Raw genomic sequence first — 25,414 nt, 5'->3', positions numbered from 1 at the left:
TCAGCGCACCGCCGCGGCGTCGGCGCGGGCCCGGTCGCGGATCTCCTGCGCCAGCGGGTCGAGGGAGCGGTCGGAGAAACGGCTGAACGCCCAGGCGAGCACGAACGTGAGAAGGAACTGACCGATTCCCATGACCAGTGCCACGTTGACCGAATCCACGATCTCGATGCTCATGAAATCGCGCGCGTACGCGGACAGGAGCAGATAGGACAGGTAACCGAGAAGGAATGACGACACCAGCAGGACCGCCTGGAGCGTGAATCCCCTTCGGAGTTTCACGAAGCCCGGATCGACCGACATGCGCTCGCACGCGTGCGCCGCTTCCGCGCGCGCACGGCGCCGATCCGCCTCCGACCTGCCCTCACGGTCGCCGAAGTCCTCCCCCCGGTCCCCGACACGTCCCCGGTACGCGCCCTCCATGTACTCGACCACGGCGCTCCCCCCGTTCCTCGACCGCGCCCGCTCCCCGCGGGACCCGCCATTCGCCGGTGCGCACCCCGCGTGCTCCCCCCACCGGTTTTCCGGGACGGCTCCGCCCGCTGGGCGGCCCGCTCCGGATCGGCAACACACTAGCCACGCGCACCACTCCGCGTTCACCGAATTCGCACATCCACTTCCCGGAATTCCGGCGCGCCGACACGAGAAATCGGACGAAGAAGAGAGAAGTCGATCACCCGGCCCCATATCGCCCCGGAGCCATTTCCCGGGTCGCGGCGGCGGCGCCCGAACCGCCCCCGGCCCCGCGCGACCGGGATCACAGCCCCTCCCGCACCACGCGGACCCGCTGGTCACCGGGGGCACTCGCGCCACACGTTGGCGCATATGTCGCCGGTCTTCGCTAGGCTTCGGGTCGACCCCGAACCCATGACGGAACCCCGGCGTTCAGCCGGTTTCCGCGTTCGTACAGGTGTATGATTAAGGGGTCCGCACATTCACGCGATACCGAAGGGAAATCCCCGCCGTGGTCACCGAGGTCTTCACGCGCAAGTACTGCGATCCCCACGCCGTCCGCGAGGAGAAGGTCGAGGCGAGTGAGGTCATCCAGTTCGCCTGGGACGGCGCCGTCCGTGAGGTCGACGCCTGCGGCGAGTGCTTCAAGGAGCACGAAGCCCGCCTGGAGCCCCTCGTCGACTACTCGCGTCCGGTGAAGAAGCGCCGCGTCACCAAGAAGTCCTCCCCCGCCTCCACCGAGGATTCCGGGAACGGCGACGACGCCGCGGACAGCGACAGCGAGTAGCAGCAGGAGACCTCCGGGGAACGGTCCTCCCGTGCCCCAGGAGACACCTCATCGCGTCAACCGCGAGCGGGGGCGGCGACACCCCCGGTGGTCGCCGCCCCCGCGTCCTCGCGTCCTCGCGTCCTCGCGGCCCCGCGGACACGCGGGCCGCGCGCGGCCGGCGCCCGCCGGACCGCTCAGCCCTGCCCCATCAGCCGGGCGAGCCTGCCTCCGTGCCGCGCGGCCCCGCCCGATCCCCCCTGCAGCGCCTCGACGACCGGGACCCTGGCCTGCACGTACGGGCCGCCCTCCCCGTGGCCCCGCACGGAGGCGCCCAGGCGCCGCATGATCCGCATCATCCCCGCGTTGGCCAGCGCGGTCTCCGCCCGCACCTCGGCCAGGCCCCAGTCCGCGGCGATCACGGTCAGCTCGCGGGCCAGGGCGGTGCCCACCCCGCGCCCCTGCCAGGCGTCCTCCACCAGGAAGGCGATCTCGCCGACCCCCGGGTCGAGGGTGTACATCAGGTGGCCCAGGGCCACCGGGTCCTTCCCGCCCCGGGGGCGCACCGCCAGGGTGAGCCCGCGCCCGGGGTCGCAGAACACCCTCAGCATGTACGGGCTCAGCTCCGCCATCCCCGCGAAGTAGCGGCTGCGCACGGTCTCCGCCGAGCAGCGCCGGTGGAGGCCGCTCAGAGCGGGCGCGTCGGCCTCGCGCACCTGGCGCAGGGACAGCTCCTCGCCCCCGGCGGTACGGACGGTCCGGTCGGTGGGCACCGGCCCGGTCGAGGGCATCACCGAGCGCACCAGCGCCTCGGCCCGGCTCGACTCCGTCCAGGTGAAGGCGTGCGACCGCCGCCGGACGAGGACCCCGCGGAGCGGTCCGACGGGCACCAGCATGGCGGTGCCCGCCGGATCGGCGGCCTCCTCGACACGGGTCAGGTTGGTCCAGTGGGCCCCGTCCGCCGACAGGAGTTCGGCCAGGGCGTCGGGGAGCCGGTTGGGGTGCGACCGCAGCCTCGCGGTGAGCAGCAGCGCCCGGGTGACGTCGTCCCCGACCTCGCGCCTCTGGGCGGGGACGGCCGTGACCGTGCCGGTGGGGCAGTGCTCGCCGAGCGCCCGGACGGCGACGGCGTGGTCGCCGGGGATGTCGACGACGAACTCGTCGACCACCCCGGACACGTCCGTGTGGATGGAGAGTCCGACGATGTCCCCGCCGCATCGCGCGAGGGCGCCGACGACCCCGGCGAGCCCGCCCGGCCGGTCCTCGACAGCCGTCCTGATCCGCCAAAGGCTCACTGCGGCCCTCCCTGGGAGAAGGTGCACCCGCCGCCCCGGAACGACGCTGTTCCGCGGCGGCGGGACGCGCACCGACGTGGAACCAGGGTGGGCGGCCCAGGTTTCGCGGACGTTAGCCGCCCGTTGAGTTCGGACGGCTTTTCACGGGCCCCGGACCTCCCCGCGTCATACTCCGTCGTCCGGCCGGGCGGCCCCGGGTCAGGGCCGTCCGGCGACCAGCTCCCCGTCCTTCCAGACCGCCGCGACCTGCGGGACCCCGGGGCGGTAGGCCAGGTGGACGTGGTCGGGCGCGTCGAGCAGGGTGAGGTCGGCGCGCGCGCCCGGGGCGAGGTGGCCGACGTCGGTGCGGCGCAGGGCCCGCGCACCGCCCGCCGTCGCGGCCCACACCGCCTCGTCCGGGGTCATGCCCATGTCGCGGACCGCGACGGCGATGCAGAAGGCCAGGCTGGAGGTGAAGCAGGAGCCTGGGTTGCAGTCGCTGGCCAGGGCGACGACCGCCCCCGCGTCGATGAGGGCGCGTGCGTCCGGGTAGGGCTGGCGGGTGGAGAAGTCCACGCCCGGGAGCAGGGTGGCGACCGTGGGCTCGGGGCGTCCGCCGGCCTCGGCCAGGGCCTCCACGTCGGCGGCGGACAGGTGGGTGCAGTGGTCCACGGAGGCGGCGCCGAGTTCGACGGCCAGGCGCACGCCCGGCCCCTCGCCCAGCTGGTTGCCGTGCACCCTGGGCAGCAGGCCGCGCTCCCTCCCGGCGGTGAGGACGCGGCGGGAGGCGTCCTCGTCGAAGGCGCCGCGCTCGCAGAAGACGTCGACCCACCTCGCGTGGGGTGCGCAGGCGTCCATCATGGGGCCGGTGACCAGGTCCAGGTAGCCCTCGGGGTCGTCGGCGTACTCGGGGGCGACCACGTGCGCGCCGAGGAAGGTCACCTCGTCGGTGACCCGGGCGGCGACGGCCAGGCAGCGCTCCTCGTCGCGCGTGGTGAGCCCGTAGCCGGACTTGACCTCCAGGGTGGTCGTGCCCTGGGCGCGGGCCTCGCCCACGAGGCGCCGCGCCCCCGCGAGCAGGTCGGCGTCGGAGGCCTCGCGGGTGGCGGCGACGGTGGTGCGGATGCCGCCCGCCGAGTACGGCTGCCCGCTCATGCGCGCGGCGAACTCGCGGCTGCGGTTCCCCGCGAACACGATGTGGGAGTGGCTGTCCACGAACCCCGGGAGGACGCAGCGCCCGGCCGCGTCGACCCTCGCGTCGGCGTCCGGCGCCTGGGAGCGCGGGCCCGCCCAGGCCACCCTGCCGCCCTGCACCACCATGGCGGCGTCCCGGATCTCGCCCACGGCGCCGCGGCCCCGGGAGGGGTCGTTGGTGACCAGGGTGGCGATGTCGTCGATGAGGATGCTCTCGGGCACGTCGGCCATCAGTGGATCTCCTTGATCACCGTGTCGAGTTCGTGCGCGGTGTCGGGCACGAGCGTGTGGACGCCGTCGCGGACGGTCCAGCGGCCGTCGGCCATCACGTGGCGCACGTCGGCCGCGGAGGCCGCGAAGACGACGGCGTCGGCGGCGCGCGCGGGGTCGGCCCCGGCCAGCCGGACGCCGTCCAGGGGGATGTTGACCAGGTCGGCGCGCGCCCCGGCCCGCAGCGCGCCCGCGTCCTCCCAGCCGAGGGAGGCGTGCCCGTGGGCGGTGGCGGCGCGCAGGAGCGCGCCGGTTCCCAGGGTGCCGCGCCTGTGGGTGCGCAGGCGCTCGTGGAGCTCGACCGCCCGGGCCTCCTCGAACAGGTCGAGCTGGGCGTGCTGGTCCGTGCCCAGGGTGATCGGGGCGGGCAGCAGGTCGCCGGTGCGGGGCAGGCCGTCGGCCAGGTCCCGCTCGGTGGTGGGGCACAGGCACACGGTGGCGCCGGAGAGCCGGACGGCGCCGACGTCGTCGTCGGTGAGGTGGGTGGCGTGCACGAGGCTGGTGCGCGGCGTGAGCGCGCCCGCGTCGTCGAGCACCCGTGCCGGGGTGCGGCCGTAGGCGGCCAGGCAGGCCGCGTTCTCGGCCGGCTGTTCGGAGAGGTGGGCGTGCAGGGGCGCGTCGCGGTCGGCGGTGTAGGCGACGACGTCGGGCAGCTGCGCGGCGGGGACGGCCCGTACCGAGTGGACGGCGGCGCCCGCCAGCGCGTGGTCCCCCACGGGGGCGAACCCGGCCGCCCGGGCGGCCCACCGTGCGGCGTCGCCGTCGCCGAAGCGCCGCTGGGCCCCCTCCAGCGGCCGGTGCGCTCCGCCGGGGTCCAGGCCGCCGGACAGGTAGCACACGTCCAGCAGGGTGATGCGGAGCCCGGCCTCGGCCGCCGCCCGCACCAGGGCCGCGCCCATGGCGTTGGGGTCGGCGTAGCGGGTCCCGCCGGGGGCGTGGTGGAGGTAGTGGAACTCGCCCACGCAGGTGACGCCCGCCAGGGCCATCTCCGCGTAGGCGGCCCTGGCGAGCCGCAGGTAGGTGTCCGGGTCGAGCCGGTCCGCGACGCGGTACATGGCCTCGCGCCAGGTCCAGAACGACCCGCCGCCGGTGTGGGTGCGTCCGCGCAGGGCCCGGTGGAAGGCGTGCGAGTGCGCGTTGGCCAGGCCCGGCAGGGTGAGGCCGGTGAGGGTCTCGGCCCCGGCGGGCGCGACGGCTCCCGGGCTCACTGCGGTGATGCGGCCCCCGGCGGTCTCGACGAGCACGCCGTACTCGGGGCTCCCGTCCCCGGCACCGGTCCAGGCCCACTCGCACCACACGCGGCGCGGCGCGGGCCCGCCCCCGGCCGCGGGGGCCCGGGCCCCCGGCATGTCCGGAGCGGTTCCGGCGGCGCCCCCCGCTCGCGGCGGCCCGCCCGGGACCGCCCCCGGAGCGCCGGTCACCGGGCGCCGCCCCGGCGGACGGGGCGGGCGAGGAGGTCCTGGAGGACGTCGGCCAGGGCGAGCACCCCGGCGTGGCAGTCCTCGGGACGGGCGTACTCCTGCGGGGAGTGGGACACCCCGGTCGGGTTGCGCACGTACAGCATGGCGGTGGGCACGTGGGCGGCGAGCACGCCCGCGTCGTGTCCGGCGCCCGTGGGCAGCAGCGGCACGCGCGGGTCCGGGGCCCCCGACCCGACCACGGCGGCCAGGCGGTCGCGGAGGCCGTGCGAGAACTCCACCAGGGGTGTGAGGGACTCGGCGTCCATCGCGTAGCCCACGCCGTGGTCGCGTGCGGCGCCCGCCGCGGCCTCGCGGACCCCGTCGACGACCGCCTCCAGGGACGCGGCGTCGGCGGCGCGGGCGTCCAGCCAGGCGCTGACCCGGGACGGGACGGCGTTGGTGCCGTTGGGGTCGATCAGGGCCCTGGCGACCGTGGCGCGGGCGCCGTGCCGCTCCGCCTGGGCGCGCGCGGCCAGGATCGCGTGCGCGAAGGGCAGCATGGGGTCGCTGCGGTCGTCGAGCCGGGTGGTCCCGGCGTGGTCGGCGCGTCCGGTGAAGTCCATCCGCCAGCGGCCGTGCGGCCAGATCGAGGAGGCCACGCCCACCGGGTGCGCGGTGTCCTCCAGTGCGCGTCCCTGCTCCACGTGCAGCTCCACGAACACGTCCAGGTCGGCGAGGGCCCCGGGGTCGGCGCCCATCGCCGCCGGGTCGTGCCCGGCGGCCTCCATCGCCTGCCCCCAGGTGACCCCGGAGGCGTCGGTGAGCCCGCGCGCGCGTTCGGGGGAGACCTCTCCCGCGCTCAGCCTGCTGCCCAGGCACGGGACGCCGAACCGGCCGCCCTCCTCCTCCGCGAACACCGTGACGGCGAGCGGACGGGCGGGCGCGACCCCGCGCCCGCGCAGCTCGTCCACGGCGGCCAGGGCCGAGGCGACACCGAGCGGACCGTCGAAGGCCCCTCCGTCGGGCACCGAGTCCAGGTGGGACCCGGTGGCCACCGCCCCCGGACCGGGGACGCCCCACCAGGCCCACAGGTTGCCGTTGCGGTCGGCGCGCACGTCGAGCCCGCGCGCGGTCGCGGCCTCCGTGAACCAGGCGCGGGCTTCGGTGTCGGCGCCTGCCCAGGTGTGGCGGCGGTAGCCGCCGCTCCCGGCGTCGCGTCCCACGGGCTCCAGGTCGGCCCACAGGCGGTCGAAGCTCACTCGCCCTCCTTCATGGGGACGCGGACGCCGTGCGCCTCGGCGACGCGCTCGGCCTCGGGGTACCCGGCGTCCACGTGGCGGATGACGCCCGTGGCGGGGTCGTTGGTGAGCACCCGCTCCAGCTTGGCGGCGGCCAGGTCTGTGCCGTCCGCGACGCTGACCTGGCCGGCGTGGAGGGAGCGGCCCATGCCCACGCCGCCGCCGTGGTGGACGGACACCCAGGACGCGCCGGAGGAGGTGTTGACGAGCGCGTTGAGCAGCGGCCAGTCGGCGATGGCGTCGGAGCCGTCCCTCATGCCCTCGGTCTCGCGGTAGGGGGAGGCCACGGAGCCCGTGTCCAGGTGGTCGCGGCCGATGGCCAGCGGCGCCGAGATCTCGCCGGAGGCGACCAGTTCGTTGAACCTCAGCCCGGCCGCGGCCCGCTCGCCCTGGCCCAGCCAGCAGATGCGGGCGGGGAGCCCCTGGAACGCCACCCGCTCCCCCGCCAGGCGGATCCACCGGGCCAGGTGCTCGTTCTCGGGGAACAGGTCGAGGACGGCGCGGTCGGTGCGCGCGATGTCGGCGGGGTCCCCGGACAGCGCGGCCCAGCGGAACGGCCCGCGGCCCTCGCAGAAGAGCGGGCGGATGTAGGCCGGCACGAACCCGGGGAAGTCGAACGCCCGGGTGAACCCGCCCTCGCGCGCCTCGTCGCGGATGGAGTTGCCGTAGTCGAACACCTCTGCGCCCGCGTCGAGGAAGCCGACCATGGCCTCCACGTGCGCCGCCATGGACTCGCGCGCCCGGAGGGTGAACTCCTCGGGCTCGGCCCGGGCCAGGTCCTTCCAGTCCTCGACGGAGACGCCCGCGGGCAGGTAGGCGAGCGGGTCGTGGGCCGAGGTCTGGTCGGTGACGACGTCGACCGGGGCACCGCGGCGCAGGAGTTCGGGGAACACCTCGGCTGCGTTGCCGAGCACGCCGATCGACAGGGGCCGCCGCTCGTCCCGCGCCTTCACGGCGAGGTCGAGGGCGTGGTCGAGGCCGTCGGCGCGCACGTCGAGGTAGCGGTGCTCGATGCGGCGGTCGATGCGGCTGCCGTCGCACTCGACCACGACGGCCACGCCGTCGTTCATGGTGACGGCGAGCGGCTGCGCTCCCCCCATGCCGCCGAGGCCCGCGGTGAGGGTGATGGTCCCGGCGAGCGTTCCGCCGAACCTCTTGGCGGCGACGGCGGCGAAGGTCTCGTAGGTGCCCTGGAGGATGCCCTGGGTGCCGATGTAGATCCACGACCCGGCGGTCATCTGCCCGTACATGGTGAGGCCCCGGGCCTCCAGGCGGCGGAACTCGGGCCAGTTCGCCCAGTCCCCCACGAGGTTGCTGTTGGCGATCAGCACGCGCGGGGCCCACTCGTGGGTGCGCATGATGCCGACCGGCCGACCGGACTGCACGAGCAGCGTCTCGTCCCCCTCCAGGTCGCGCAGGGAGGCGGTGATGCGGTCGAAGCTGCGCCAGTCCCGCGCCGCCTTGCCGGTACCGCCGTAGACCACCAGCTCCTCGGGGTGCTCGGCGACCTCGGGGTCGAGGTTGTTGTGGAACATGCGCAGGGCGGCCTCCTGCGGCCAGCCCTTGGCGGACAGTGCGGTGCCGCGCGCGGCTCGGACGGTACGCGGGGTGCTCATGCGGGGCTCCTCGTTCGTGGTGGGCCGGCGCGGCCCGGTGCCGGGCCGCGCCGGGGTCAGGCGAGCGCGGTGACGGTCTCGGCCGCCCCGACCACGGATCCGTCGGCGACCATGGCCGCGACGGCGGCGATCTCGGGGGCCAGGTGGCGGTCGGGGCCGGGGCCGTCGACCCTCTCCCGGACGGCGCGCAGGACGGCGCCGGTGGCCGGGCCGGGCCGCAGCGGCGACCGCAGGTCCAGGGCGCGGGCGGCGGTGAGCAGTTCCACCGCGAGCACGCTGGTCAGGCCGTCCACGGCGCGGCGCAGTTTGCGGGCGGCCGACCAGCCCATGGACACGTGGTCCTCCTGCATGGCCGAACTGGGGATGGAGTCGACGCTGGCGGGGACGGCCAGGCGCTTCAGTTCGGAGACGATGGCGGCCTGCGTGTACTGGGCGATCATGTGCCCGGAGTCCACGCCGGGGTCGTCGGCGAGGAAGGCGGGCAGCCCGTGGGAGCGGGACACGTCGAGCATGCGGTCGGTGCGGCGCTCCGCGATGGACGCGGTGTCGGCGACCGCGATGGCGAGGAAGTCGAGGACGTAGGCGACGGGCGCCCCGTGGAAGTTGCCGTTGGACTCGATCCGCCCGTCGTCGAGCACGACCGGGTTGTCGATGACGCTGTCGAGTTCGCGCCCGGCCACGAGGAGGGCGTGGGCGAGGGTGTCGCGCGCCGCTCCCGCGACCTGGGGGGCGCAGCGCAGGGAGTAGGCGTCCTGGACGCGGTTGCAGTCGGGACCGCGGTGGGAGGCGACGATCGGGGAGTCGGCCAGCAGGGCGCGCAGGTTGGCGGCGGAGGCGGCCTGCCCCGGGTGCGGGCGCAGCCGCTGGAGCTCGTCGGCGAACACCCTGTCGGTGCCCAGCAGCGCCTCGACGCTCATCGCGGCGGTGATGTCGGCGACCTTGAGCAACCGCTCCAGGTCCGTGCAGGCCAGCACGAGCATGCCGAGCATGCCGTCGGTGCCGTTGATGAGGGCCAGGCCCTCCTTGGCGCCCAGTTCCACCGGGCGGATCCCGGCCTCGCGCAGCGCGGTGGAGGCGGGCTTGGCCTCACCGGCCGCGTCGCGCACGTCGCCCTCGCCCATGAGCGCGAGCGCCACGTGCGACAGCGGCGCCAGGTCGCCGGAGCAGCCGAGGCTGCCGTACTCGTGGACGACCGGCGTGATCCCGGCGTTGAGCAGGGCGGCGAGGGTCTCGACGGTGGCGGCCTCGACGCCGGTGCTGCCGGAGGCCAGGGTGCGCAGGCGCAGGAGCATGAGGGCGCGTGTGACCTCGCGCTCGACCTCGGGCCCGGTGCCCGCCGCGTGCGAGCGGATGAGCGAGCGCTGGAGCCGGGCGCGCAGGTCGGGGGCGATGTGGCGGGTGGCGAGCGCGCCGAAGCCCGTGCTGACCCCGTAGGCGGGGACCTTGCCCCGGGCGAGGGCCTCGACACGTTCCCGGCCGTGCCGGACGGCCTTGCGGGACTCCTCGGAGAGGGTGACGCGGGCGCCGTGGCGCGCGACGTCGAGGACCTGGGCCGGGGTGAGCGGGGCGCCGCCGACGACGACGGGAGGAACTGCTGTGGACATGCCCCCATTGGACCGCCCGGACGGCCCCGGGTGAAGCGCTGACACGGCGGTTCCGTCTGACATCTCAGACGCACGGGCGCGGTTCCGGGGCGTCCGGTCCTCAGCCGGGCGGCGCCCCCGCGGTCCGGCCCGACTCGGCCCGGCCCCGTGCGGCCCGGGCCCGCACGTCCAGGACCCGGCTGAGCAGGGCGGCCGCGTGGAGCATGGCCGCGCCCCGCGCGGTCAGCCTGCCCTGCCAGTCCTCCAGGGCGCCGGCCAGGGTGTCGGCGCCCCCTGCCGTCCGGATCCGCTCGACCACCGCGGCGATGTGCCCCAGGGGGTGGCCCCCGCGCCGGAGGAGATGGGCCAGCTCGGCGTCGCGGACGTCGTGCGGGCCGAACACGCGGTATCCGGTGGAGGGGTCCCGCCCGGGGGCGAGGATGCCGGCGGCCTCCCAGTTGCGCAGGGTCGCCGGGGTGACGCCCAGGCGGCGCGCGAGCGCGCCGACGGTGCGGGTCCCGGTGTCCGCCGGCGGCTCGGGAGCGGCATCGGCCCGCCCCGTCAGGTGGCCGACCGCCTCCCGCACCGCGGCGAGGGTCTCCCGGTCGCGGAGCAGCTGGAGGTGGCCCCGGTCGATGGCCTCCAGGGCGTCCTCGGTCCGGCCGTCGTGGAGCGCCCGCATGATCCTGCCCGCGGACGGGTACCCGTGGGCCGGGACCAGGGCGAGGTAGGCGCGGAGGGCCGCCGCGTGCGCCTCGGTGTAGATCCGGTAGCCGCTGGGGGTCCGCTCGGCGGGCGGCAGGAACCCGTCCCGCTCGTAGTTGCGTACCGCCTGGGTCGAGATACCGTGCTCGTGCGCGAGGTCGGATGGTCGCATCGTGGTCCCTGGTTCGAGGCTTTGCCGGATGTCCGTCCGGCGAGGACGACCGGGGTCTCAACAGTTTTCCAAGGATAGGGTGCAGGCCCCGGGGTCGGGCCCAGGGGACTCCCGCCCGTGTCCCGCACCGCCGCGGGAGCCCTGGACAGCCGGCACGCCCCCCGGCGGCCGGCCGTCCGCGCCCGCCCGGCGGCGCCGGGGCCCGCGCCGCCCGGGGACCCGGGAGGCGGGACGGGGCCGTTCGGCCCCTGCCGGGGACGGCGGGGCGTGGGACAATCGACGCATGAGCCTCGTTCCGGCCGCGACACGGGCCCTGCGGCTGCTCCGGTTCCTGGCGGCGCGCCCCGGTCCGGTGTCCGCCTCGGCCATCGCCGCCGGGCTCGACCTCCCCCGCTCCAGCGTCTACCAGCTGCTGGAGGCCATGGCGGAGGAGGGGTTCGTGACCCACCTTCCGGAGGAGCGCCGCTGGGGCCTCGGCGTGGCGGCGTTCGAGATCGGCTCCGCCTATCTGCGCCACGACGGCGTGGAACGGCTGGCCCGCCCCCTGCTGCACCAGCTCACCGAGAGCACCGGCGCGACCGCCCACCTGGGCGTGCTGCACGGGGCCGACACCCTGTACCTGCTCAAGGAGCAGCCGCCGCACGCCGCGCCGCTGATCACCGGGGTGGGGGTGCGCCTGCCCGCGCACCTGACCGCGTCGGGGCGGGCGATGCTGGCGCGCCTGCCCCGCGCGCAGGTGCGTGCCCTGTACCCCGACGCGGCGGCGTTCACCGACCGCACCGGGCGCGGGCCGACCACCCCCGGGGAGCTGCGGCGGCTCCTGGAGGAGGAGCGGCGCCAGGGCTGGTCCATCGAGGACGGCCAGGTCACCGAGGGGTTCGTGTCGGTGGCGGCGGCGGCCTCGGACCACAACGGCCACCCCGCCGCGGCGATCAGCCTGACGGTCCCGAGCGCGCGACCGGTGACCCCGCAGGCGCTCGCCGGGAGGGCGCGCGACGCCGCCGCGGAGCTGACCCGGCGGCTGGACGGGCGCGCCTCACCGTAGCGGCGGTGTCCGCTCCACGACCGAGGGCAGCGGTGCGGTGCGCTCCACCATCCGCAGGATCCTCTCCTTGTGCTCCTTGGGCACCTGCACGTAGAACTGCGTGGGCGCGTCCACCGGGTCCAGCCCGAGGCTCTCGGCGGTCTCCGCCCAGCTCGGCAGTTCGGTCCCGGTGCGGTGGGTGTCGAGCACGAACTCGATGAAGTACGTCAGCCGGCGCCCGCCCGTGTGCACCTCGCGGACGCGGCGGATCTCGGGCCACGCGATGAACGTCCCCTCTCCCGGGAACCACCACTTGCGCTCCTGGAGGACCGTGACGCCGTCGCTGTCGGCGCTGATGCCCTGGCGGGTGATGCGCTGGGGCAGTCCCCGCACCAGGAGGAGGTTGCTCCCCGGCCCGACGAAGAGCATGGTCAGGCCCGCCACCGCCCACAGCGAGACCGAGCCGACGGTGGACTCCTCGCGCAGCACGTGCCAGACCATGGAGCCCAGGACGACCAGGAAGCCCAGGGTGAGGGCGCCCGAGAAGTACGCGGCGGTCATCCACATCCGCGTGTTGGGGCCGCGCAGGCTGACGTACCGGCGCAGGTGCGAGACACCGCCGGGGGGCTGGGTCAGGTCCGAGGGGATGCCCCGCACCGCAGGGGGCACGTCCGCGTTTTCGGGGGAGGCCATACCCCCCATTCTTCCAACTCTTTCGGGTGCTCCGTGCGGCGGAACCCCCTGGAACGGGCCCGGCGGTGGCCGCGCCCGGCCAATCCCGCCAAAGTCCGGGCGGCCGGGGCGGCAGCCCACTAGAGTCCGGTCCATGAGGCCCAACGCGAACGAGTACGAGACCGAGCTGCGGCTCAACGGCGAGGTCATCGTCCTCGACGGCATGCCCTACCAGGGCCGCACCGTGCTTCCGGAGGGGCCGGAGCAGTTCGCTCCCCTGGAGCGCTGGGCCAAGGGGGTGGCCGAGACCCTGGGAGAGCCGGTGACCTGGCGTGCCGTGGAGAAGGGCGAGCTCGCCGGACGCGGAACCGTGCAGCCCGGTCCCGGGGCTCAGAACCGCCGGGCGCTCTGAGCCCCGCACTTGGCGCACTGGAACTTGCGGTCGTCGCCGAGAATCCAGTCGTGGTCCCCACCGGTAGGACACGCTGACATCGACACCATCTCCTCAAGGGGCTTCGGGGGTGTGCGTGGCGATCACCCTATGTCCCACCAGCCACATCAGTCCCGAGAATGAGAGAGTTGTTCCCTTCTTCATGTCTAAGGAGGGTTTTCAGTCGACCTGGCCCGAATTTCGCCACTCTCCGATTTTAATCGCACACGCTCCGTGACGACAAAGGTCTTCCGGGCGGGAAGGGCCGACCACGAGCGCCGCGGCGGCCGCGAACGCGGGAAGGGGCCCGTCGCGACGGCGACGGACCCCTTCCGCGAGGTCTTCGGGACCCCGGCCTAGTTCTGTGCGGCGGCCCTCATGTGGGCCTCGACCGCGGCGCGGTCGGCACGCAGCTTGGCGAGGGCCTCGTTCAGGATGAGCTTGCCCTCCTCCTCGCTGCGGCGCTCCTTCACGTACGCCAGGTGGGTCTTGTAGGGCTCGGTGCGCGGCGGGGAGGGGGGGTTCGCCTTGTCCTTGCCCGCGGGGAAGCCGCAGCGCGGGCAGTCCCACTCGTCGGGAACCAGAGCTTCGCTCGCGAAACTGGGCACGACCTCGTGCAGGTTCGCGCAGTAGAACGGAACCCGCACGCGCGGGGCTGCCTCGCCCCGCTCCGCCTCGCCCATGGGGCCGGCTCCGACACGGCTGCCACGGATGGCACTGCCACTACCCACGAAAAACTCCTTCAGCGAACTGGCCCACCGGATGATCGGGCGAGCTTGACTGTGGACTGGGGGCGCCCCGCGGCTCGCGGGTCACATGCCCCGGTTGATCAGCAGGCCGAGAACGACGATCGAGAGGATCCACGCCACCGCGATGACGATGGTCATCCGGTCCAGGTTGCGTTCGACCACCGAGGATCCGCCGAGCGAGGACGTGACGCCACCGCCGAACATGTCGGAGAGGCCGCCGCCCTTGCCCTTGTGCATGAGCACCAGGAGGACCAACAGCACGCTGAGAAGCATCACGAAGATGGACAGACCGAGGATCACACGCTCACCCGTAGCTCGACCCCGCAGCGGGGGGATGGAAACCTCGATCCCCCATTTCCCGCCCGTACCGGCGGCGGCGCCGCGGCACCGGGCCTGTACGGAGAAGGGGAAGGAGGAGACCGGGGACAATTTCGGATTTTACCGTGCCTTGGCGGCACGGGTGGGGAAACCGCGAGGCACGGAGAACCCCACAGCGAAGTCTAGCCCGACCGGCGGACCTGTCGGGCACTCCGCCCGTCACCGTTCGACATCGAAGGGTGACGGGCGGGACGGGACGAGAGGTCCGGGGACTACTTCTCGCCGAAGCGGATCACCTTGACGAACTCGTCCGCCTTGAGGCACGCGCCGCCGACCAGGGCGCCGTCGACGTCGTCCTCGGCCATGATGCCGGGGGCGTTGTCGCCCTTGACCGAGCCGCCGTAGAGCACGCGCACCGCGTCCGCGACCTCGGGCGAGTAGAGCTCGGCCAGGCGGGCGCGGATCGCCGCGCACACCTCCTGGGCGTCCCCGGGGGTGGCGACCTCTCCGGTGCCGATGGCCCACACGGGCTCGTAGGCGACCACGATCCGCTCGGCCTGCTCGGCCGTGACCTCCTTGAGGGCGCCGTCCAGCTGGGCCAGGACGTGCTCGACCTGCTGTCCCGCCTTGCGGACCTCCAGGCCCTCCCCGACGCACAGGATCGGCACGATGCCGTGCCTGTAGGCCGCCTTCACCTTGGCGTTGACCAGGGCGTCGTCCTCGTTGTGGTACTCGCGGCGCTCGGAGTGGCCCACCAGCACGTAGGAGCAGTCGAGCTTGGCGAGCATGGCGCCGGAGATCTCACCGGTGTAGGCGCCCTTGTCCTGCGCGGAGATGTCCTGTGCGCCGTAGCCGATCTTGAGCTTGTCGCCGTCGACCAGCGTCTGGACGCTGCGCAGGTCGGTGAACGGCGGCAGGACGACGACCTCGGCGTTGTCGTAGTCCTTGTCGTTCAGCCCGAACGCCAGCTTCTGGACGAGCGCGATGGCCTCCAGGTGGTTGTTGTTCATCTTCCAGTTGCCCGCGATGAGCGGCAGGCGCTTGGCCATGTTCGTACTTCCTGTCTGGGAGGGATCGGGTCGGTGGCCGACCGTGTGCGTCGGCCTTCCGGGGGCGCGGTCCTACCGGAGGGCGTCGATGCCCGGCAGGTCCTTGCCCTCCAGGTACTCCAGGCTGGCGCCCCCGCCGGTGGAGATGTGGCCGAAGGCCTCCTCGTCGAAGCCCAGCGCGCGCACTGCCGCGGCGGAGTCCCCGCCGCCGACCACGGTGAACGCGTCCGAGTCGACCAGGGCCCGGGCCAGGGCACGGGTGCCTCCCGCGTACGGCTCCATCTCGAAGACGCCCATCGGGCCGTTCCAGAACACGGTCCTGGCGTCGGCCAGCTTCCCGGCGAAGAGCTCCTGGCTCCTCGGGCCGATGTCCAGGCCCATCCGGTCGGCCGGGATGGCCTCGACGTCGACCGGGGCGTGCGGGGCGTCGGCGGCGAACTTCTCGGCCGCGACGACGTCGACGGGCAGGACGATCTCCACGCCCTCGCGCTCGGCGCGCTCCAGGTAGCCGCGCACGGTGTCGAGCTGGTCGGCCTCCAGCAGGCTGGAGCCGACCTCGTAGCCCTTGGCCTTGAGGAACGTGAACACCATGCCGCCGCCGATGAGGATGCGGTCCGCGGTGCCCAGCAGGTTGTCGATGACGCCGAGCTTGTCGGAGACCTTGGAGCCGCCCAGGACCACCGCGTAGGGGCGCCGGGGGTCGGCGGTGAGCGTGCGCAGGACCTCGACCTCGGTCAGGACGAGCCCGCCGACGGCGTGCGGGAGCTTGCCGGGGAGGTCGTAGACGCTGGCGTGCTTGCGGTGCACGGCGCCGAAGGCGTCGCCGACGTACAGCTCGGCGAGCTCGGCGAAGCGGTCGGCGAGCTCACCCCGCTCCGCGTCGTCCTTGCTGGTCTCCCCGGGCTCGAAGCGCACGTTCTCCAGCAGCGCGACCTGACCGTCCCCGAGGGAGGCGGCGGTCGCCCGGGCGGACTCGCCCGCGGTGTCGGCGGCGAAGGCCACCTCGGCGCCCAGCAGCTCGCCCAGCCGGGCGGCGACGGGCCGCAGGGAGTAGCGGGGGTCCGGGGCGCCCTTGGGGCGGCCCAGGTGCGCGGCGACGATGACGCGGGCGCCGCGCTCACGGAGCTTGACGATGGTCGGCAGGGCCGCGCGGATGCGACCGTCGTCGGTGATGCGTTCTCCGTCCAGGGGCACGTTCAGGTCGGCCCGGACGAACACGCGCTTGCCGGAGACGTCGAGGTCGTCGATCGTCCGCATGCTGGTCTCCTCGTTGGGGTGTGGTCTGCTCTGTCCCGGACGGTACGGCCGGGGGGTGCTCACGACGGCACCCCTCCGCGCGCACTGCGGGCGAAGGGGTGCCGTCTCACGCGCCGGTGGCCAGGGGGCCGAGGCGTTACAGGCTGGAGCCGACCAGCTTGGCCAGGTCGGCGAGGCGGTTGGAGTAACCCCACTCGTTGTCGTACCAGCCGAGGATCTTGACCTGGTTGCCCGCGACCATCGTCATCTTCGAGTCGAAGGTGCAGGAGGGCGGGGTGCCGACGATGTCGGACGAGACGATCTCGTCCTCGGTGTAGACCAGGACGTCCTTGAGCGGGCCCTCGGCCGCGGCCTTGAACGCGGCGTTGACCTCGTCCTTGGTGGCCGGGCGCTCCAGGGTGACGACCAGGTCGGTGGCGGAGCCGTCCGGGACGGGGACGCGCATGGCCATACCGTCGAGCTTGCCCGCGAGCTCGGGGATGACCAGGGCGGTGGCCTTGGCGGCGCCGGTGGTCGTCGGGATGATGTTCTGCGCGGCCGCGCGGGCACGACGCAGGTCCGAGTGCGGGAAGTCCAGGATGACCTGGTCGTTGGTGTACGCGTGCACCGTGGTCATCAGGCCCTGGACGATGCCGAAGCTGTCCAGGAGCACCTTCGCCATGGGCGCCACGCAGTTGGTGGTGCAGGAGGCGTTGGAGATGACGTGGTGGCTCGCGGGGTCGTACTTGTCGTCGTTGACGCCCATCACGACGGTCAGGTCCTCGCCCTTGGCGGGCGCGGAGATGATGACCTTCTTGGCGCCCGCGGCGATGTGCTTCTTGGCGTCCTCGGCCTTGGTGAAGCGGCCGGTGGACTCGATGACGACGTCCACGCCGAGGTCGGACCAGGGCAGCTGGGCCGGGTCGCGCTCGGCGAGGACCTTGATGTTCTTGTCGCCGACGCGGATGAAGTCGTCACCGACCTCGACGTCGCCGTCGAGGGTGCCGAGCACGGTGTCGTACTTGAGCAGGTGCGCGAGCGTCTTGGTGTCGGTGAGGTCGTTGACCGCGACGATTTCGATGTCGCTGCCGCCGGCGGCGACCGCGCGCCAGAAGTTGCGGCCGATCCGACCGAAGCCGTTGACGCCTACACGGATGGTCACGGAACCAATCTCCTCATATGTCGCACATCAGTTTCACCCGCGCGTTCGCACACTCCCGGGGAAACCGGACTGGTACAGCCCGACCCAACCGTGTTGAACAGCGTGAACGCGTAACAGGTGTTCACAAAGAGCCTAGCGGAATGTCGACGGGGAGCCGTTCCGACCCCGCGTCCAGCGACCCGCCACCCCTCGCGGGTTCGCGACCATCCTGACATCGCGAAGCTAAGAGGTCTATACCATTTTCGGAAGTTATCCGGGAGTTTTCCCAGTTAACAAAGCCGAACATCCGCATTGCGGCCCTGTTGCCGCCCCTCCCCTGCCCTCCCGGGGCTCAGGGGACGAGCATGTCCGGAGTGAGGTTGGCCTCGGTCCCCTCGATGCCCAGGTCGCTCGCCCGCTTGTCGGCCATCGCGAGGAGCCTGCGGATGCGGCCGGCGATGGCGTCCTTGGTCAGCGGCGGGACGGACAGCTGGCCCAGCTCCTCCAGCGACGCCTGCTTGTGCGCCAGGCGCAGCTGGCCCGCCGCGACGAGGTGCTTGGGCGCCTCGTCCCCCAGGATCTCCAGGGCCCGCTCCACGCGCGCCCCGGCCGCGACCGCCGCACGCGCGCTGCGCCGCAGGTTGGCGTCGTCGAAGTTGGCCAGGCGGTTCGCGGTCGCCCGCACCTCCCGCCTCATCCGGCGCTCCTCCCACGCCAGCACGCTCTGGTGCGCGCCCAGCAGGGTCAGGAGGGCACCGATGGAGTCGCCGTCGCGGACCACCACGCGGTCGACGCCGCGCACCTCCCGCGCCTTGGCGTGCACCTTGAGGCGGCGGGCGGCGCCGACCAGCGCCAGCGCGGCCTCCGGCCCGGGGCAGGTGACCTCCAGGGACATCGACCTGCCCGGCTCGGTCAGGGAGCCGTGCGCGATGAACGCGCCCCGCCACGCCGACTCGGAGTCGCAGGCCCCTCCCGCCACCACGTGCCGGGGCAGGCCCCGCACCGGGCGGCCGTTGTTGTCCACCAGGCCCGTCTGCCGGGCCAGGGACTCGCCGTCCTTGATCACCCGCACCACGTACCGGTTGCCCTTGCGCAACCCGCTCGGGGAGAGCACGACCACCTCGGACTCGTGTCCGAACACCTCCGAGATGTCCTTGCGCAGACGCCGCGCGGCCGCACCGGTGTCGAGCTCGGCCTCGATCACGATCCGCCCGCCCACCAGGTGCAGTCCCCCGGTGAAACGCAGGATGGTGGACACCTCCGCCTTGCGGCAGCATGGCTTGAGAATGGCCAGACGGCTCAACTCATCCTTCACCACGCCGGTCATCGCCATCGCTGCGATCCTCCCCTTGGAACAGCCCGAACCGGCACCGCGCGCCCGGTACCGGGGATGCGTCCCCGCGGGCTGGCCGCCGGGGACTTTCTCCGAGGCAGACTACGTTACGGGACGCTCGGTGCCGACCCCCGGACGGCGTGTCGCCCCCGCACCCTCCCTCCCCGCCGGAGCGCTGTCGGCCTTCGTGCCGGTGTGGGGTCAATTGCCCCCCGCCCCCGGTAGGAGCTCCTCCAGGCGGTCGCGAAGGACGACGGCGTGGTTGTGCTCCCCGTCCTTCGCGGCGTACAGGAGGGTGACCGGCCCCCGGCGGGCGGCGTCGAGGATCGGCGACAGCGCGTCGGGGCGCGAGTCCAGCTCCGTCCGGTAGCGCTCGGCGAACTCGCGGAAGCGCTCCGGGTCGTGGCCGAACCAGGCGCGCAGCTCACTGCTCGGAGCCGCCTCCCCGACCCAGCGGACGCCCTCCATGGAGGCCTTGCTCACCCCGCGCGGCCACAGCCGGTCCACGAGGAAGCGGGCTCCCGGAGGCTTCCCGCCGCCCCGGTCCCGCACCTCGTCGTAGACGCGCTCCAGGTACACGTTCCGATCGGCCATGACGCCGGTCTTCCCCGGACGGCGGCCGGAGGAACGTCAGTCGACCAGGATCCGCTCGAAGGCCGCCGCCAGCAGCTCGGCGTCGTGGCGGGGGCTGCCGTCGGAGTGCGACAGGTCGTCCAGTTCCAGGCGTCCGCCCAGCTCACGCGTGACCGCCCGCAGCGGCGCCGCGTCGTCGACGGTGCCGCGGTCGGCCAGCACCACGTCCACCCCCAGCTTGGGGGCGTGCTCGCGCAGGACCTCCAGGTAGGTCTCGGGCCGGAAGTCGTCGGTCTCGCCCCTCTGCGGGGACAGGTTGAGGGTCACCAGCCGCCGGGCCCGGGTGGTGACCAGCGCGTGGGCCAGATCGGGGACCAGCAGGTGCGGGAGCACGCTCGTGAACCAGGACCCGGGGCCGAACACGATCCAGTCGGCCTCGCGCACCGCCTTGACGGCCTGCGGGCTCGCGGGCGGGGCCTCGGGGATCAGGGAGACGGAGCGCACCCGGCCGCTGGTGCTGGCGCACGCCACCTGCCCGCGCACCGTCGTCAGCGCGTCGGGCCGCTCCGGGTCCAGGCCCGAGACCTCGGCGGCGATCTCCAGCGGGACCGAGGACATCGGCAGGACCCTGCCGTGGGCGCCGAGCAGCTGCCCGACCCAGTCCAGTCCGGCGACGGAGTCGCCCAGGAGTTCCCACAGGGCCACGATGAGCAGGTTGCCGACGGCGTGGCCGTGCAGCTCGCCCTCCGAGCTGAACCGGTGCTGGAGCACCTGGCTCCAGGTGTGGCCCCACTCGTCGTCCCCGCACAGGGCGGCGAGCGCCATGCGCAGGTCACCGGGCGGGAGGACCCCCAGCTCCTGCCGGAGCCGACCGCTGGAACCACCGTCGTCGGCGACCGTGACGACCGCCGTCACGTCGGTGGTCACCCTTCGCAGCGCGGAGAGGGAGGCGTGCAGCCCGTGCCCCCCGCCCAGCGCGACCACCCGGGGTGGGCGCGGCCCGTCCCCGTCCGGCCCGGTGCTTCTCGCCATGGCTGTGGCCTGCCCCCTCGTCCCGACTGCAGCGGACGCGCCGGACCGTGCCGCCGAGGACGGCGGGCAGCAGGTCGGCACACGCCCCCGGTCCGCCGGCGCCCCGTCCGCGCGGGGAACGGCACCAGCGGTGACCGGGCCAATCTAGGGGAAGACGCCCCTCTTGGCGATTCGGTTGACCCGCCCTGCCTCCCCCGGGCGCGCGACCGGCCCGGTTCGGCCGTGCCGGCGCCCCCCGTCGGCGCGGGGACGGCCGGCCGGACGTCCCCGCGCGCATCCCCTCCCCTACTCCCGGCCCACGTCGCGGTGCACGACGTGCACGTCGACCCCCTGTCCGCGCAGCCGGTCGGCGAACTGCTCGGCCATGGCCACGCTCCGGTGCTTGCCGCCGGTACAGCCCACCGCGAGGGTCATGTAGTGCTTGCCCTCGCGCTGGTATCCGGCGATGGTCAGCCTGAGGACCTCCGAGTACGCCTCCAGCATCTCCTTGGCCCCGTCCTGGGACAGCACGTAGTCGCTCACCGGCGCGTCGCGGCCGTTCATGGGCCTGAGCTCCGGCACCCAGTGGGGGTTGGGGAGGAAACGGCAGTCGAGGACGAGGTCGGCGTCGACGGGGAGCCCGTGCTTGAAGCCGAAGGAGACCACGTTGGCGCGCGGCCGGGACTCGTCGCTCTCCCCGAAGAAGCCGATCACCCGTGCCTTGAGCTGGTGCACGTTGAGCTGAGAGGTGTCGATGACCAGGTCCGCCTCGCCGCGGACGGCGAGCAGCGTCTCGCGCTCGCGCGCGATGCCGTCGGTCAGGCGGCCGTCTCCCTGGAGCGGGTGCGGCCTGCGCACCCCCTCGAAGCGGCGGACCAGGGCGTCGTCCCCCGCCTCCAGGTAGAGCACCCGTGCGACGATGTCGCGCTTGCGCAGCTCCTCCACCGTGGACAGCAGGTCCTCGGTGAAGGCCAGTGAGCGCACGTCCACGACCACCGCGACCCGGGGGACCGCCCCGTGCGTGCGGCCGGCCAGCTCGATCATCGTGGGCAGAAGGCCCGGTGGCAGGTTGTCCACCACGAACCAGTCCAGGTCCTCCAGGGCCCTGGCCGCCGTGCTGCGGCCCGCACCGGACATCCCGGTGACGATGACCACCTCGGGCGGTAGCTCCCCGCCCAGTTCGACCGTCATGTGTCTCCTTCCCCGTCAGTGGTGTCTCCTGCTGAGGCCCCGTCACCCTCCCCGCCCCGTCCGGCGGGGCCGCCGGACAGGTGCGCGTGCACGGTCTCGGCCAGCTTGGGGCCGATGCCGGGCACGTTCGCGATCTCCTCGGCCGAGGCCGAGGCAAGTCTCTTCACCGAGCCGAACTCCTTGATCAGGGCGGACCTTCGCGCCGGGCCCAGCCCGGGGAGCTCGTCCAGGCTGCTGCCGGTCAGGGCCTTGGCCCGCTTCTGCCGGTGGTAGGCGATGGCGAAGCGGTGCGCCTCGTCGCGCAGCCGCTGGAGCAGGTACAGGCCCTCCCCGGTGCGCGGCAGGATCACCGGGTCCTCGTCTCCGGGCAGCCACACCTCCTCCAGGCGCTTGGCCAGGCCGCAGACGGCGACGTCCTCGATGCCGAGCTCGTCCAGCGCGCGGCGCGCCGCCTCGGCCTGGGGCCTGGCTCCGTCCACCACCACCAGGTTAGGCGGGTAGGCGAACTTCCCGGGTGACGGTTCGTCGTCGGTCCGGTGACCACCGGGGTCGCCGGTCTCGCCCATCCGGGCGACCTCGCCGCTCCTGGAGCTCTCCTCCAGGTAGCGGCGGAACCGCCGCCTGACGACCTCGTACATGGCGGCGACGTCGTGCTGCTCGCGGTCGCCCTCCCCGCTGCCGCGGATGGAGAAGCGGCGGTACTCCGACTTGCGCGCCAGCCCGTCCTCGAACACCACCATGGAGGCGACCACGTGCTCCCCCTGGAGGTTGGAGATGTCGTAGCACTCGATGCGCAGCGGGGCCTCGGCGAGGTCGAGGGCCTCCTGGATCTCGTTGAGGGCGCGGCTGCGCGTGCTCAGGTCCCCCGCCCGGTGGGTCTTGTGCCGGGCGAGCGCCTCCCTCGCGTTCTTCTCGACCGTCTCCATGAGGGACTTCTTGTCCCCCCTCTGCGGCACCCGCAGGTCGACGGCGGAGCCCCGGTGCCCGGAGAGCCAGGCGGCCAGCGCCTCGGGGTCGGCGGGCTCGTGCGAGACCAGGACCTCGCGCGGCACGGCGGTGCCGGTGCCCGCGCTCTCGTCCGTGCCCTCGGCCGCCCCGTAGAGCTGGCCCAGGAACGTCCGCATGAGCTCGGCGGGGCCGGCGTCGGTGACCTTGTCCACCACGTAGCCGCGCTGTCCGCGGATACGGCCGCCGCGCACGTGGAAGATCTGCGCCGCCGCCTCCAGCGGGTCGTCGGCCATGGCGATGACGTCGCAGTCGGTGGAGTCGGGCAGGACGACGGCCTGCTTCTCCAGGGCGGCGCGCAGGGCCTCGATGTCGTCGCGGATGCGCGCGGCGCGCTCGTACTCCATCTCCCCGGCGGCCTCCCTCATCCGCGCCTCCAGCTCGCGGATGAACCGCCCGGTGTCCCCGGCCAGGAAGGAGCAGAAGTCGTCGGCGAGCTCGCGGTGCTCCTCCGGGGTGGCCTTTCCCACGCACGGCGCGACGCACTTGCCGATGTAGCCGAGCAGGCACGGGCGGCCGCTGTTGCGCGCGCCGCGGAACACCCCCGCCGAGCAGGTGCGCACCGGGAAGACCCGCAGCAGCAGGTCGACCGTCTCGCGGATGGCCCAGGCGTGGGAGTAGGGGCCGAAGTAGCGCACCCCCTTGCGCTTGGCGCCGCGCATGACCTGGACGCGGGGGAACTCCTCGTTGAGGGTCACCGCCAGGTAGGGGTAGCTCTTGTCGTCGCGGTACTTGACGTTGAACCGGGGGTTGTACTGCTTGATCCAGGAGTACTCCAGCTGGAGCGCCTCGACCTCGGTCCCGACGATCGTCCAGTCGACGTCGGCCGCGGTGGAGACCATCTGCTGGGTGCGCGGGTGCAGCCCCGCGAAGTCCCGGAAGTAGGAGGAGAGGCGGGACCGGAGGCTCTTGGCCTTGCCGACGTAGATGACCTGCCCCGACGCGTCCCTGAACCGGTAGACGCCCGGCGAGGTCGGAATGGATCCGGGTGCGGGACGCAGGTGAGGAGTCACAGCCATGACCCCATTCTGGTAGGTCGGAGGGACAGACGGCCACTCGCGGCCCGCCCGGGGCCGCCGTGGCGGGGCTCACGCCGGCCGCCGGGGGCTGCGGCGCCCCGGTGGCGGAGGGGCCCTCGCGTGCGGGCGCACCCCATGGTCATGCAAACGTCACGATTGCGCATCTGCATGGTCTAGGTTGGGCGGGTACAGACGAACTTCCGGACATGAACGACAAGGAGGACCCTCGTCGTGGACCCCTCCCAATGGATCGCGATCGGCATCGCCGTCACACTCGCTCTGCTGCTGGTGTTCGCCATCAGATGGGTGCTCAAGAACAAGCTGGCCAAGGCCTGGCGCGTCGCGGACTACGTGGTCGCGCGCACGCGCGTCTCCGGCTACACGGCGGCCGCGGTGGTCGGCGCCAACCTCGCGCTGCCCGAGCGGCAGGACGTGCCCTGGAGCACGTACCAGGTCATCGAGCACGCGATGCAGATCCTCATGATCGGGTCGCTGACGGCGCTGGGCATCAGCCTGGCGCACGCCGTCACCGACATGGTCCTCGCCCGGCTGTCGGTCGCCAACGGCGACGCCGACCGCAAGGCCCGGCGCCTCCAGACCCAGGTGCGGCTGCTGCGCCGGGTCATCACGTCGATCATCGTGGTCCTGGCCATCGCGTCGATACTGTTCACGTTCGACTCCGTGCGGGCGCTCGGCGCCGGGCTGCTGGCCTCCGCGGGCATCATCGGCATCGTCGCCGGTGTCGCGGCCCAGTCGACCCTGAGCAACCTGTTCGCCGGGCTCCAGCTGGCCTTCAGCGACGCGCTGCGCATCGGCGACGTGGTCGTGGTCGAGGGCGAGTGGGGGCGCGTCGAGGAGCTGAGCCTGGTCAACGTCACCATCAAGATCTGGGACGAGCGCCGCCTGGTCGTGCCGGTCGCGAACTTCACCACGACCAGCTTCGAGAACTGGACCAAGCAGGGCACGGCGATCACCGCGAAGGTCATGCTCCCCCTGGACTGGGAGGTCCCGATCGCGGAGCTGCGCGAGGAGGCCGGCCGCCTGATCACCTCCAGCTCCAACTGGGACGGGCGCAGCTGGTCGTGCCAGGTCGTCGACGTCACCCAGACGGGCGAGGTGATCGTGCGGGTGGTCGCGACCGCCGCCGACACCGGGACCCAGTGGGACATCGCCTGCGAGATCCGCGAGCACCTGATCGGGTGGCTGGTCGCGCACTACCCCGAGTCGCTGCCGCGCAGCCGCACCGAGTTCGTCTCGGGGGACGACGACGCCTCGTACGCCACGCAGTTCCCCACCTCGGCGTTCCGCCGCCGGGAGCCGAACGGCGTCACCGGCCCTCCCGGAGGAGACCCCGGGGAGAGCTGATCCGACGCGAACGGCGCCCGGGGCCCCGCGCTCCGGGCGCCGTCGTGCGTGCGGGACCGATCCGCCCCGGGGCCGGGCCCCGGGGGCGCTCCTGGTCAGTCCAGGATGATGTCCTCGCCGTCGATCGTGACGGTGAACCCCTCCAGCGGCTCCTGCGCCGGACCGGTGACCACCTCGCCCGTCGAGATGTCGAACTCGCTCCCGTGGCACAGGCACCGGATGACGTCGTCGACCTCCTGGACGGTGCAGCCCCCGTGCGTGCAGGAGGCGCTGAACGCCCGGTAGTCGTCCTTCTCCGGCTGGGTCACCACCAGCTTGCTGTGGTGGAAGACCGCGCCCGCCCCCTCGGGGACGTCGGTGGTCTGGCCGACCACCTGGCCGCGCCGGACGTCCTGCGGACGGGGCGGTTCCCCGCCGCAGGCGCTCACGGCCGTGACGGCCGCCGCCGCGCCCGCCGTTCCGAGCAGGCTCCGCCTGCTCACCCCGCACCCGCACGTCCTCTTACCGGCCACGACCGAACGCTCCCTCACCTGCGCGGAAATATCACTACACAATGTAGTAGGCATGGAG

Annotated in this window: 24 protein-coding genes; 4 read left to right on the top strand and 20 right to left on the bottom strand. The window is 73.5% G+C overall.

Translation table 11 applies throughout. The annotated features are described in order from the left end of the window. On the bottom strand, window positions 1–432 hold the full coding sequence (locus tag ACWGL3_RS08230; RefSeq protein WP_355013402.1) for a DUF485 domain-containing protein: 432 nt from the start codon (window positions 430–432) through the stop codon (window positions 1–3). A 529-nt stretch (window positions 433–961) separates the two neighbouring features. Between ACWGL3_RS08230 and ACWGL3_RS08225 the strand changes: the two genes are divergently transcribed. Further along, a complete protein-coding gene (locus ACWGL3_RS08225; RefSeq protein ID WP_267949000.1) occupies window positions 962–1,237 on the top strand; it encodes a hypothetical protein in 276 nt (91 codons plus the stop codon). 176 nt (window positions 1,238–1,413) lie between these two features. Here the strand turns inward: ACWGL3_RS08225 and ACWGL3_RS08220 are convergent, their stop codons facing one another. From ACWGL3_RS08220 to ACWGL3_RS08190, 7 genes are all read right to left on the bottom strand, one after another. Then, the gene (locus ACWGL3_RS08220) at window positions 1,414–2,511 is read right to left on the bottom strand and encodes a GNAT family N-acetyltransferase (protein ID WP_452461085.1); all 1,098 of its coding nucleotides are present in this window, start codon (window positions 2,509–2,511) and stop codon (window positions 1,414–1,416) included. 198 nt (window positions 2,512–2,709) lie between these two features. Then, window positions 2,710–3,915 (bottom strand): imidazolonepropionase, encoded by a 1,206-nt coding sequence (gene hutI / locus ACWGL3_RS08215; protein ID WP_267948998.1) that lies wholly within the window; start codon window positions 3,913–3,915, stop codon window positions 2,710–2,712. Further along, the gene (locus ACWGL3_RS08210; RefSeq protein ID WP_452461084.1) at window positions 3,915–5,303 is read right to left on the bottom strand and encodes a formimidoylglutamate deiminase; all 1,389 of its coding nucleotides are present in this window, start codon (window positions 5,301–5,303) and stop codon (window positions 3,915–3,917) included. The genes hutI and ACWGL3_RS08210 overlap by 1 nt, the downstream gene beginning before the upstream one ends. A gap of 68 nt (window positions 5,304–5,371) precedes the next feature. Beyond that, a complete protein-coding gene (locus tag ACWGL3_RS08205) occupies window positions 5,372–6,613 on the bottom strand; it encodes an allantoate amidohydrolase (protein ID WP_267948996.1) in 1,242 nt (413 codons plus the stop codon). Continuing rightward, entirely contained in the window at window positions 6,610–8,268 is a 1,659-nt protein-coding gene (gene hutU / locus ACWGL3_RS08200; protein ID WP_267948995.1) for a urocanate hydratase, read from the bottom strand. Before hutU ends, ACWGL3_RS08205 begins: the two co-directional genes overlap by 4 nt. 56 nt (window positions 8,269–8,324) lie before the next feature. After that, window positions 8,325–9,872 (bottom strand): histidine ammonia-lyase, encoded by a 1,548-nt coding sequence (gene hutH / locus ACWGL3_RS08195; RefSeq protein ID WP_267948994.1) that lies wholly within the window; start codon window positions 9,870–9,872, stop codon window positions 8,325–8,327. A 100-nt stretch (window positions 9,873–9,972) separates the two neighbouring features. Continuing rightward, a complete protein-coding gene (locus ACWGL3_RS08190; RefSeq protein WP_267948993.1) occupies window positions 9,973–10,728 on the bottom strand; it encodes a TioE family transcriptional regulator in 756 nt (251 codons plus the stop codon). Window positions 10,729–11,011: 283 nt separating this feature from the next. On the opposite strand from ACWGL3_RS08190, the gene ACWGL3_RS08185 reads away from it, so the two are divergent. Next, window positions 11,012–11,773, top strand: coding sequence for an IclR family transcriptional regulator (locus tag ACWGL3_RS08185; protein WP_267948992.1), 762 nt, complete (start codon window positions 11,012–11,014; stop codon window positions 11,771–11,773). On the opposite strand, the gene ACWGL3_RS08180 is transcribed toward ACWGL3_RS08185, so the two are convergent. Then, on the bottom strand, window positions 11,765–12,445 hold the full coding sequence (locus tag ACWGL3_RS08180; RefSeq protein WP_267948991.1) for a hypothetical protein: 681 nt from the start codon (window positions 12,443–12,445) through the stop codon (window positions 11,765–11,767). The genes ACWGL3_RS08185 and ACWGL3_RS08180 overlap by 9 nt on opposite strands. Window positions 12,446–12,578: 133 nt before the next feature. Between ACWGL3_RS08180 and ACWGL3_RS08175 the strand changes: the two genes are divergently transcribed. Continuing rightward, window positions 12,579–12,836 (top strand): hypothetical protein, encoded by a 258-nt coding sequence (locus tag ACWGL3_RS08175; RefSeq protein ID WP_267948990.1) that lies wholly within the window; start codon window positions 12,579–12,581, stop codon window positions 12,834–12,836. 374 nt (window positions 12,837–13,210) lie between these two features. On the opposite strand, the gene ACWGL3_RS08170 is transcribed toward ACWGL3_RS08175, so the two are convergent. From ACWGL3_RS08170 to uvrC, 10 genes are all read right to left on the bottom strand, one after another. Beyond that, on the bottom strand, window positions 13,211–13,585 hold the full coding sequence (locus ACWGL3_RS08170; protein ID WP_267948989.1) for an RNA polymerase-binding protein RbpA: 375 nt from the start codon (window positions 13,583–13,585) through the stop codon (window positions 13,211–13,213). Window positions 13,586–13,666: 81 nt separating this feature from the next. Then, entirely contained in the window at window positions 13,667–13,903 is a 237-nt protein-coding gene (secG, locus tag ACWGL3_RS08165) for a preprotein translocase subunit SecG (protein WP_267948988.1), read from the bottom strand. A gap of 290 nt (window positions 13,904–14,193) precedes the next feature. Further along, window positions 14,194–14,970: a triose-phosphate isomerase gene (gene tpiA, locus ACWGL3_RS08160; protein WP_452461083.1), complete on the bottom strand. Its 777-nt coding sequence runs from the start codon at window positions 14,968–14,970 to the stop codon at window positions 14,194–14,196. Between the two features lie 72 nt (window positions 14,971–15,042). Next, complete coding sequence (locus tag ACWGL3_RS08155) at window positions 15,043–16,227, bottom strand: phosphoglycerate kinase (protein WP_267948986.1); 1,185 nt, start codon at window positions 16,225–16,227, stop codon at window positions 15,043–15,045. 136 nt (window positions 16,228–16,363) lie between these two features. Beyond that, window positions 16,364–17,368, bottom strand: coding sequence for a type I glyceraldehyde-3-phosphate dehydrogenase (gap, locus tag ACWGL3_RS08150; RefSeq protein ID WP_267948985.1), 1,005 nt, complete (start codon window positions 17,366–17,368; stop codon window positions 16,364–16,366). Window positions 17,369–17,699: 331 nt separating this feature from the next. Beyond that, window positions 17,700–18,680, bottom strand: a complete 981-nt coding sequence (gene whiA / locus ACWGL3_RS08145; protein WP_267948984.1) for a DNA-binding protein WhiA — start codon at window positions 18,678–18,680, stop codon at window positions 17,700–17,702. A gap of 201 nt (window positions 18,681–18,881) precedes the next feature. Then, window positions 18,882–19,274 carry a DUF488 domain-containing protein gene (locus tag ACWGL3_RS08140; protein ID WP_267948983.1) on the bottom strand — a complete coding sequence of 131 codons (393 nt, stop codon included), beginning with the start codon at window positions 19,272–19,274 and terminating at the stop codon, window positions 18,882–18,884. A 36-nt stretch (window positions 19,275–19,310) separates the two neighbouring features. Beyond that, complete coding sequence (locus ACWGL3_RS08135) at window positions 19,311–20,285, bottom strand: gluconeogenesis factor YvcK family protein (protein ID WP_267948982.1); 975 nt, start codon at window positions 20,283–20,285, stop codon at window positions 19,311–19,313. A gap of 285 nt (window positions 20,286–20,570) precedes the next feature. Beyond that, window positions 20,571–21,455, bottom strand: a complete 885-nt coding sequence (rapZ, locus tag ACWGL3_RS08130; protein ID WP_267948981.1) for an RNase adapter RapZ — start codon at window positions 21,453–21,455, stop codon at window positions 20,571–20,573. Continuing rightward, the gene (gene uvrC, locus ACWGL3_RS08125; protein ID WP_344183266.1) at window positions 21,452–23,479 is read right to left on the bottom strand and encodes an excinuclease ABC subunit UvrC; all 2,028 of its coding nucleotides are present in this window, start codon (window positions 23,477–23,479) and stop codon (window positions 21,452–21,454) included. Before uvrC ends, rapZ begins: the two co-directional genes overlap by 4 nt. Before the next feature lie 231 nt (window positions 23,480–23,710). Between uvrC and ACWGL3_RS08120 the strand changes: the two genes are divergently transcribed. Continuing rightward, complete coding sequence (locus tag ACWGL3_RS08120; protein WP_267948979.1) at window positions 23,711–24,844, top strand: mechanosensitive ion channel family protein; 1,134 nt, start codon at window positions 23,711–23,713, stop codon at window positions 24,842–24,844. Between the two features lie 95 nt (window positions 24,845–24,939). Here ACWGL3_RS08120 and ACWGL3_RS08115 read toward each other — a convergent pair whose 3' ends face one another. Beyond that, on the bottom strand, window positions 24,940–25,326 hold the full coding sequence (locus tag ACWGL3_RS08115) for a Rieske (2Fe-2S) protein (protein ID WP_267948978.1): 387 nt from the start codon (window positions 25,324–25,326) through the stop codon (window positions 24,940–24,942). Window positions 25,327–25,414: the final 88 nt, after the last annotated feature.

This window comes from Nocardiopsis sp. NPDC055824, from assembly GCF_053616335.1.
The sequence above is the reverse complement of the archived record's forward strand: the minus strand, read 5'-3'. Positions and strand labels throughout refer to the sequence as shown.

Coding starts and splice junctions, on each gene's coding strand:
- hutI (WP_267948998.1), bottom strand. CDS start 3,915: ATGGCCGACGTGCCCGAGAGCATCCTCATCGACGACATCGCCACCCTG.
- ACWGL3_RS08210 (WP_452461084.1), bottom strand. CDS start 5,303: ATGCCGGGGGCCCGGGCCCCCGCGGCCGGGGGCGGGCCCGCGCCGCGC.
- hutU (WP_267948995.1), bottom strand. CDS start 8,268: ATGAGCACCCCGCGTACCGTCCGAGCCGCGCGCGGCACCGCACTGTCC.
- hutH (WP_267948994.1), bottom strand. CDS start 9,872: ATGTCCACAGCAGTTCCTCCCGTCGTCGTCGGCGGCGCCCCGCTCACC.
- ACWGL3_RS08190 (WP_267948993.1), bottom strand. CDS start 10,728: ATGCGACCATCCGACCTCGCGCACGAGCACGGTATCTCGACCCAGGCG.
- ACWGL3_RS08185 (WP_267948992.1), top strand. CDS start 11,012: ATGAGCCTCGTTCCGGCCGCGACACGGGCCCTGCGGCTGCTCCGGTTC.
- ACWGL3_RS08180 (WP_267948991.1), bottom strand. CDS start 12,445: ATGGCCTCCCCCGAAAACGCGGACGTGCCCCCTGCGGTGCGGGGCATC.
- ACWGL3_RS08175 (WP_267948990.1), top strand. CDS start 12,579: ATGAGGCCCAACGCGAACGAGTACGAGACCGAGCTGCGGCTCAACGGC.
- tpiA (WP_452461083.1), bottom strand. CDS start 14,970: ATGGCCAAGCGCCTGCCGCTCATCGCGGGCAACTGGAAGATGAACAAC.
- ACWGL3_RS08155 (WP_267948986.1), bottom strand. CDS start 16,227: ATGCGGACGATCGACGACCTCGACGTCTCCGGCAAGCGCGTGTTCGTC.
- whiA (WP_267948984.1), bottom strand. CDS start 18,680: ATGGCGATGACCGGCGTGGTGAAGGATGAGTTGAGCCGTCTGGCCATT.
- ACWGL3_RS08140 (WP_267948983.1), bottom strand. CDS start 19,274: ATGGCCGATCGGAACGTGTACCTGGAGCGCGTCTACGACGAGGTGCGG.
- ACWGL3_RS08135 (WP_267948982.1), bottom strand. CDS start 20,285: ATGGCGAGAAGCACCGGGCCGGACGGGGACGGGCCGCGCCCACCCCGG.
- rapZ (WP_267948981.1), bottom strand. CDS start 21,455: ATGACGGTCGAACTGGGCGGGGAGCTACCGCCCGAGGTGGTCATCGTC.
- uvrC (WP_344183266.1), bottom strand. CDS start 23,479: ATGGCTGTGACTCCTCACCTGCGTCCCGCACCCGGATCCATTCCGACC.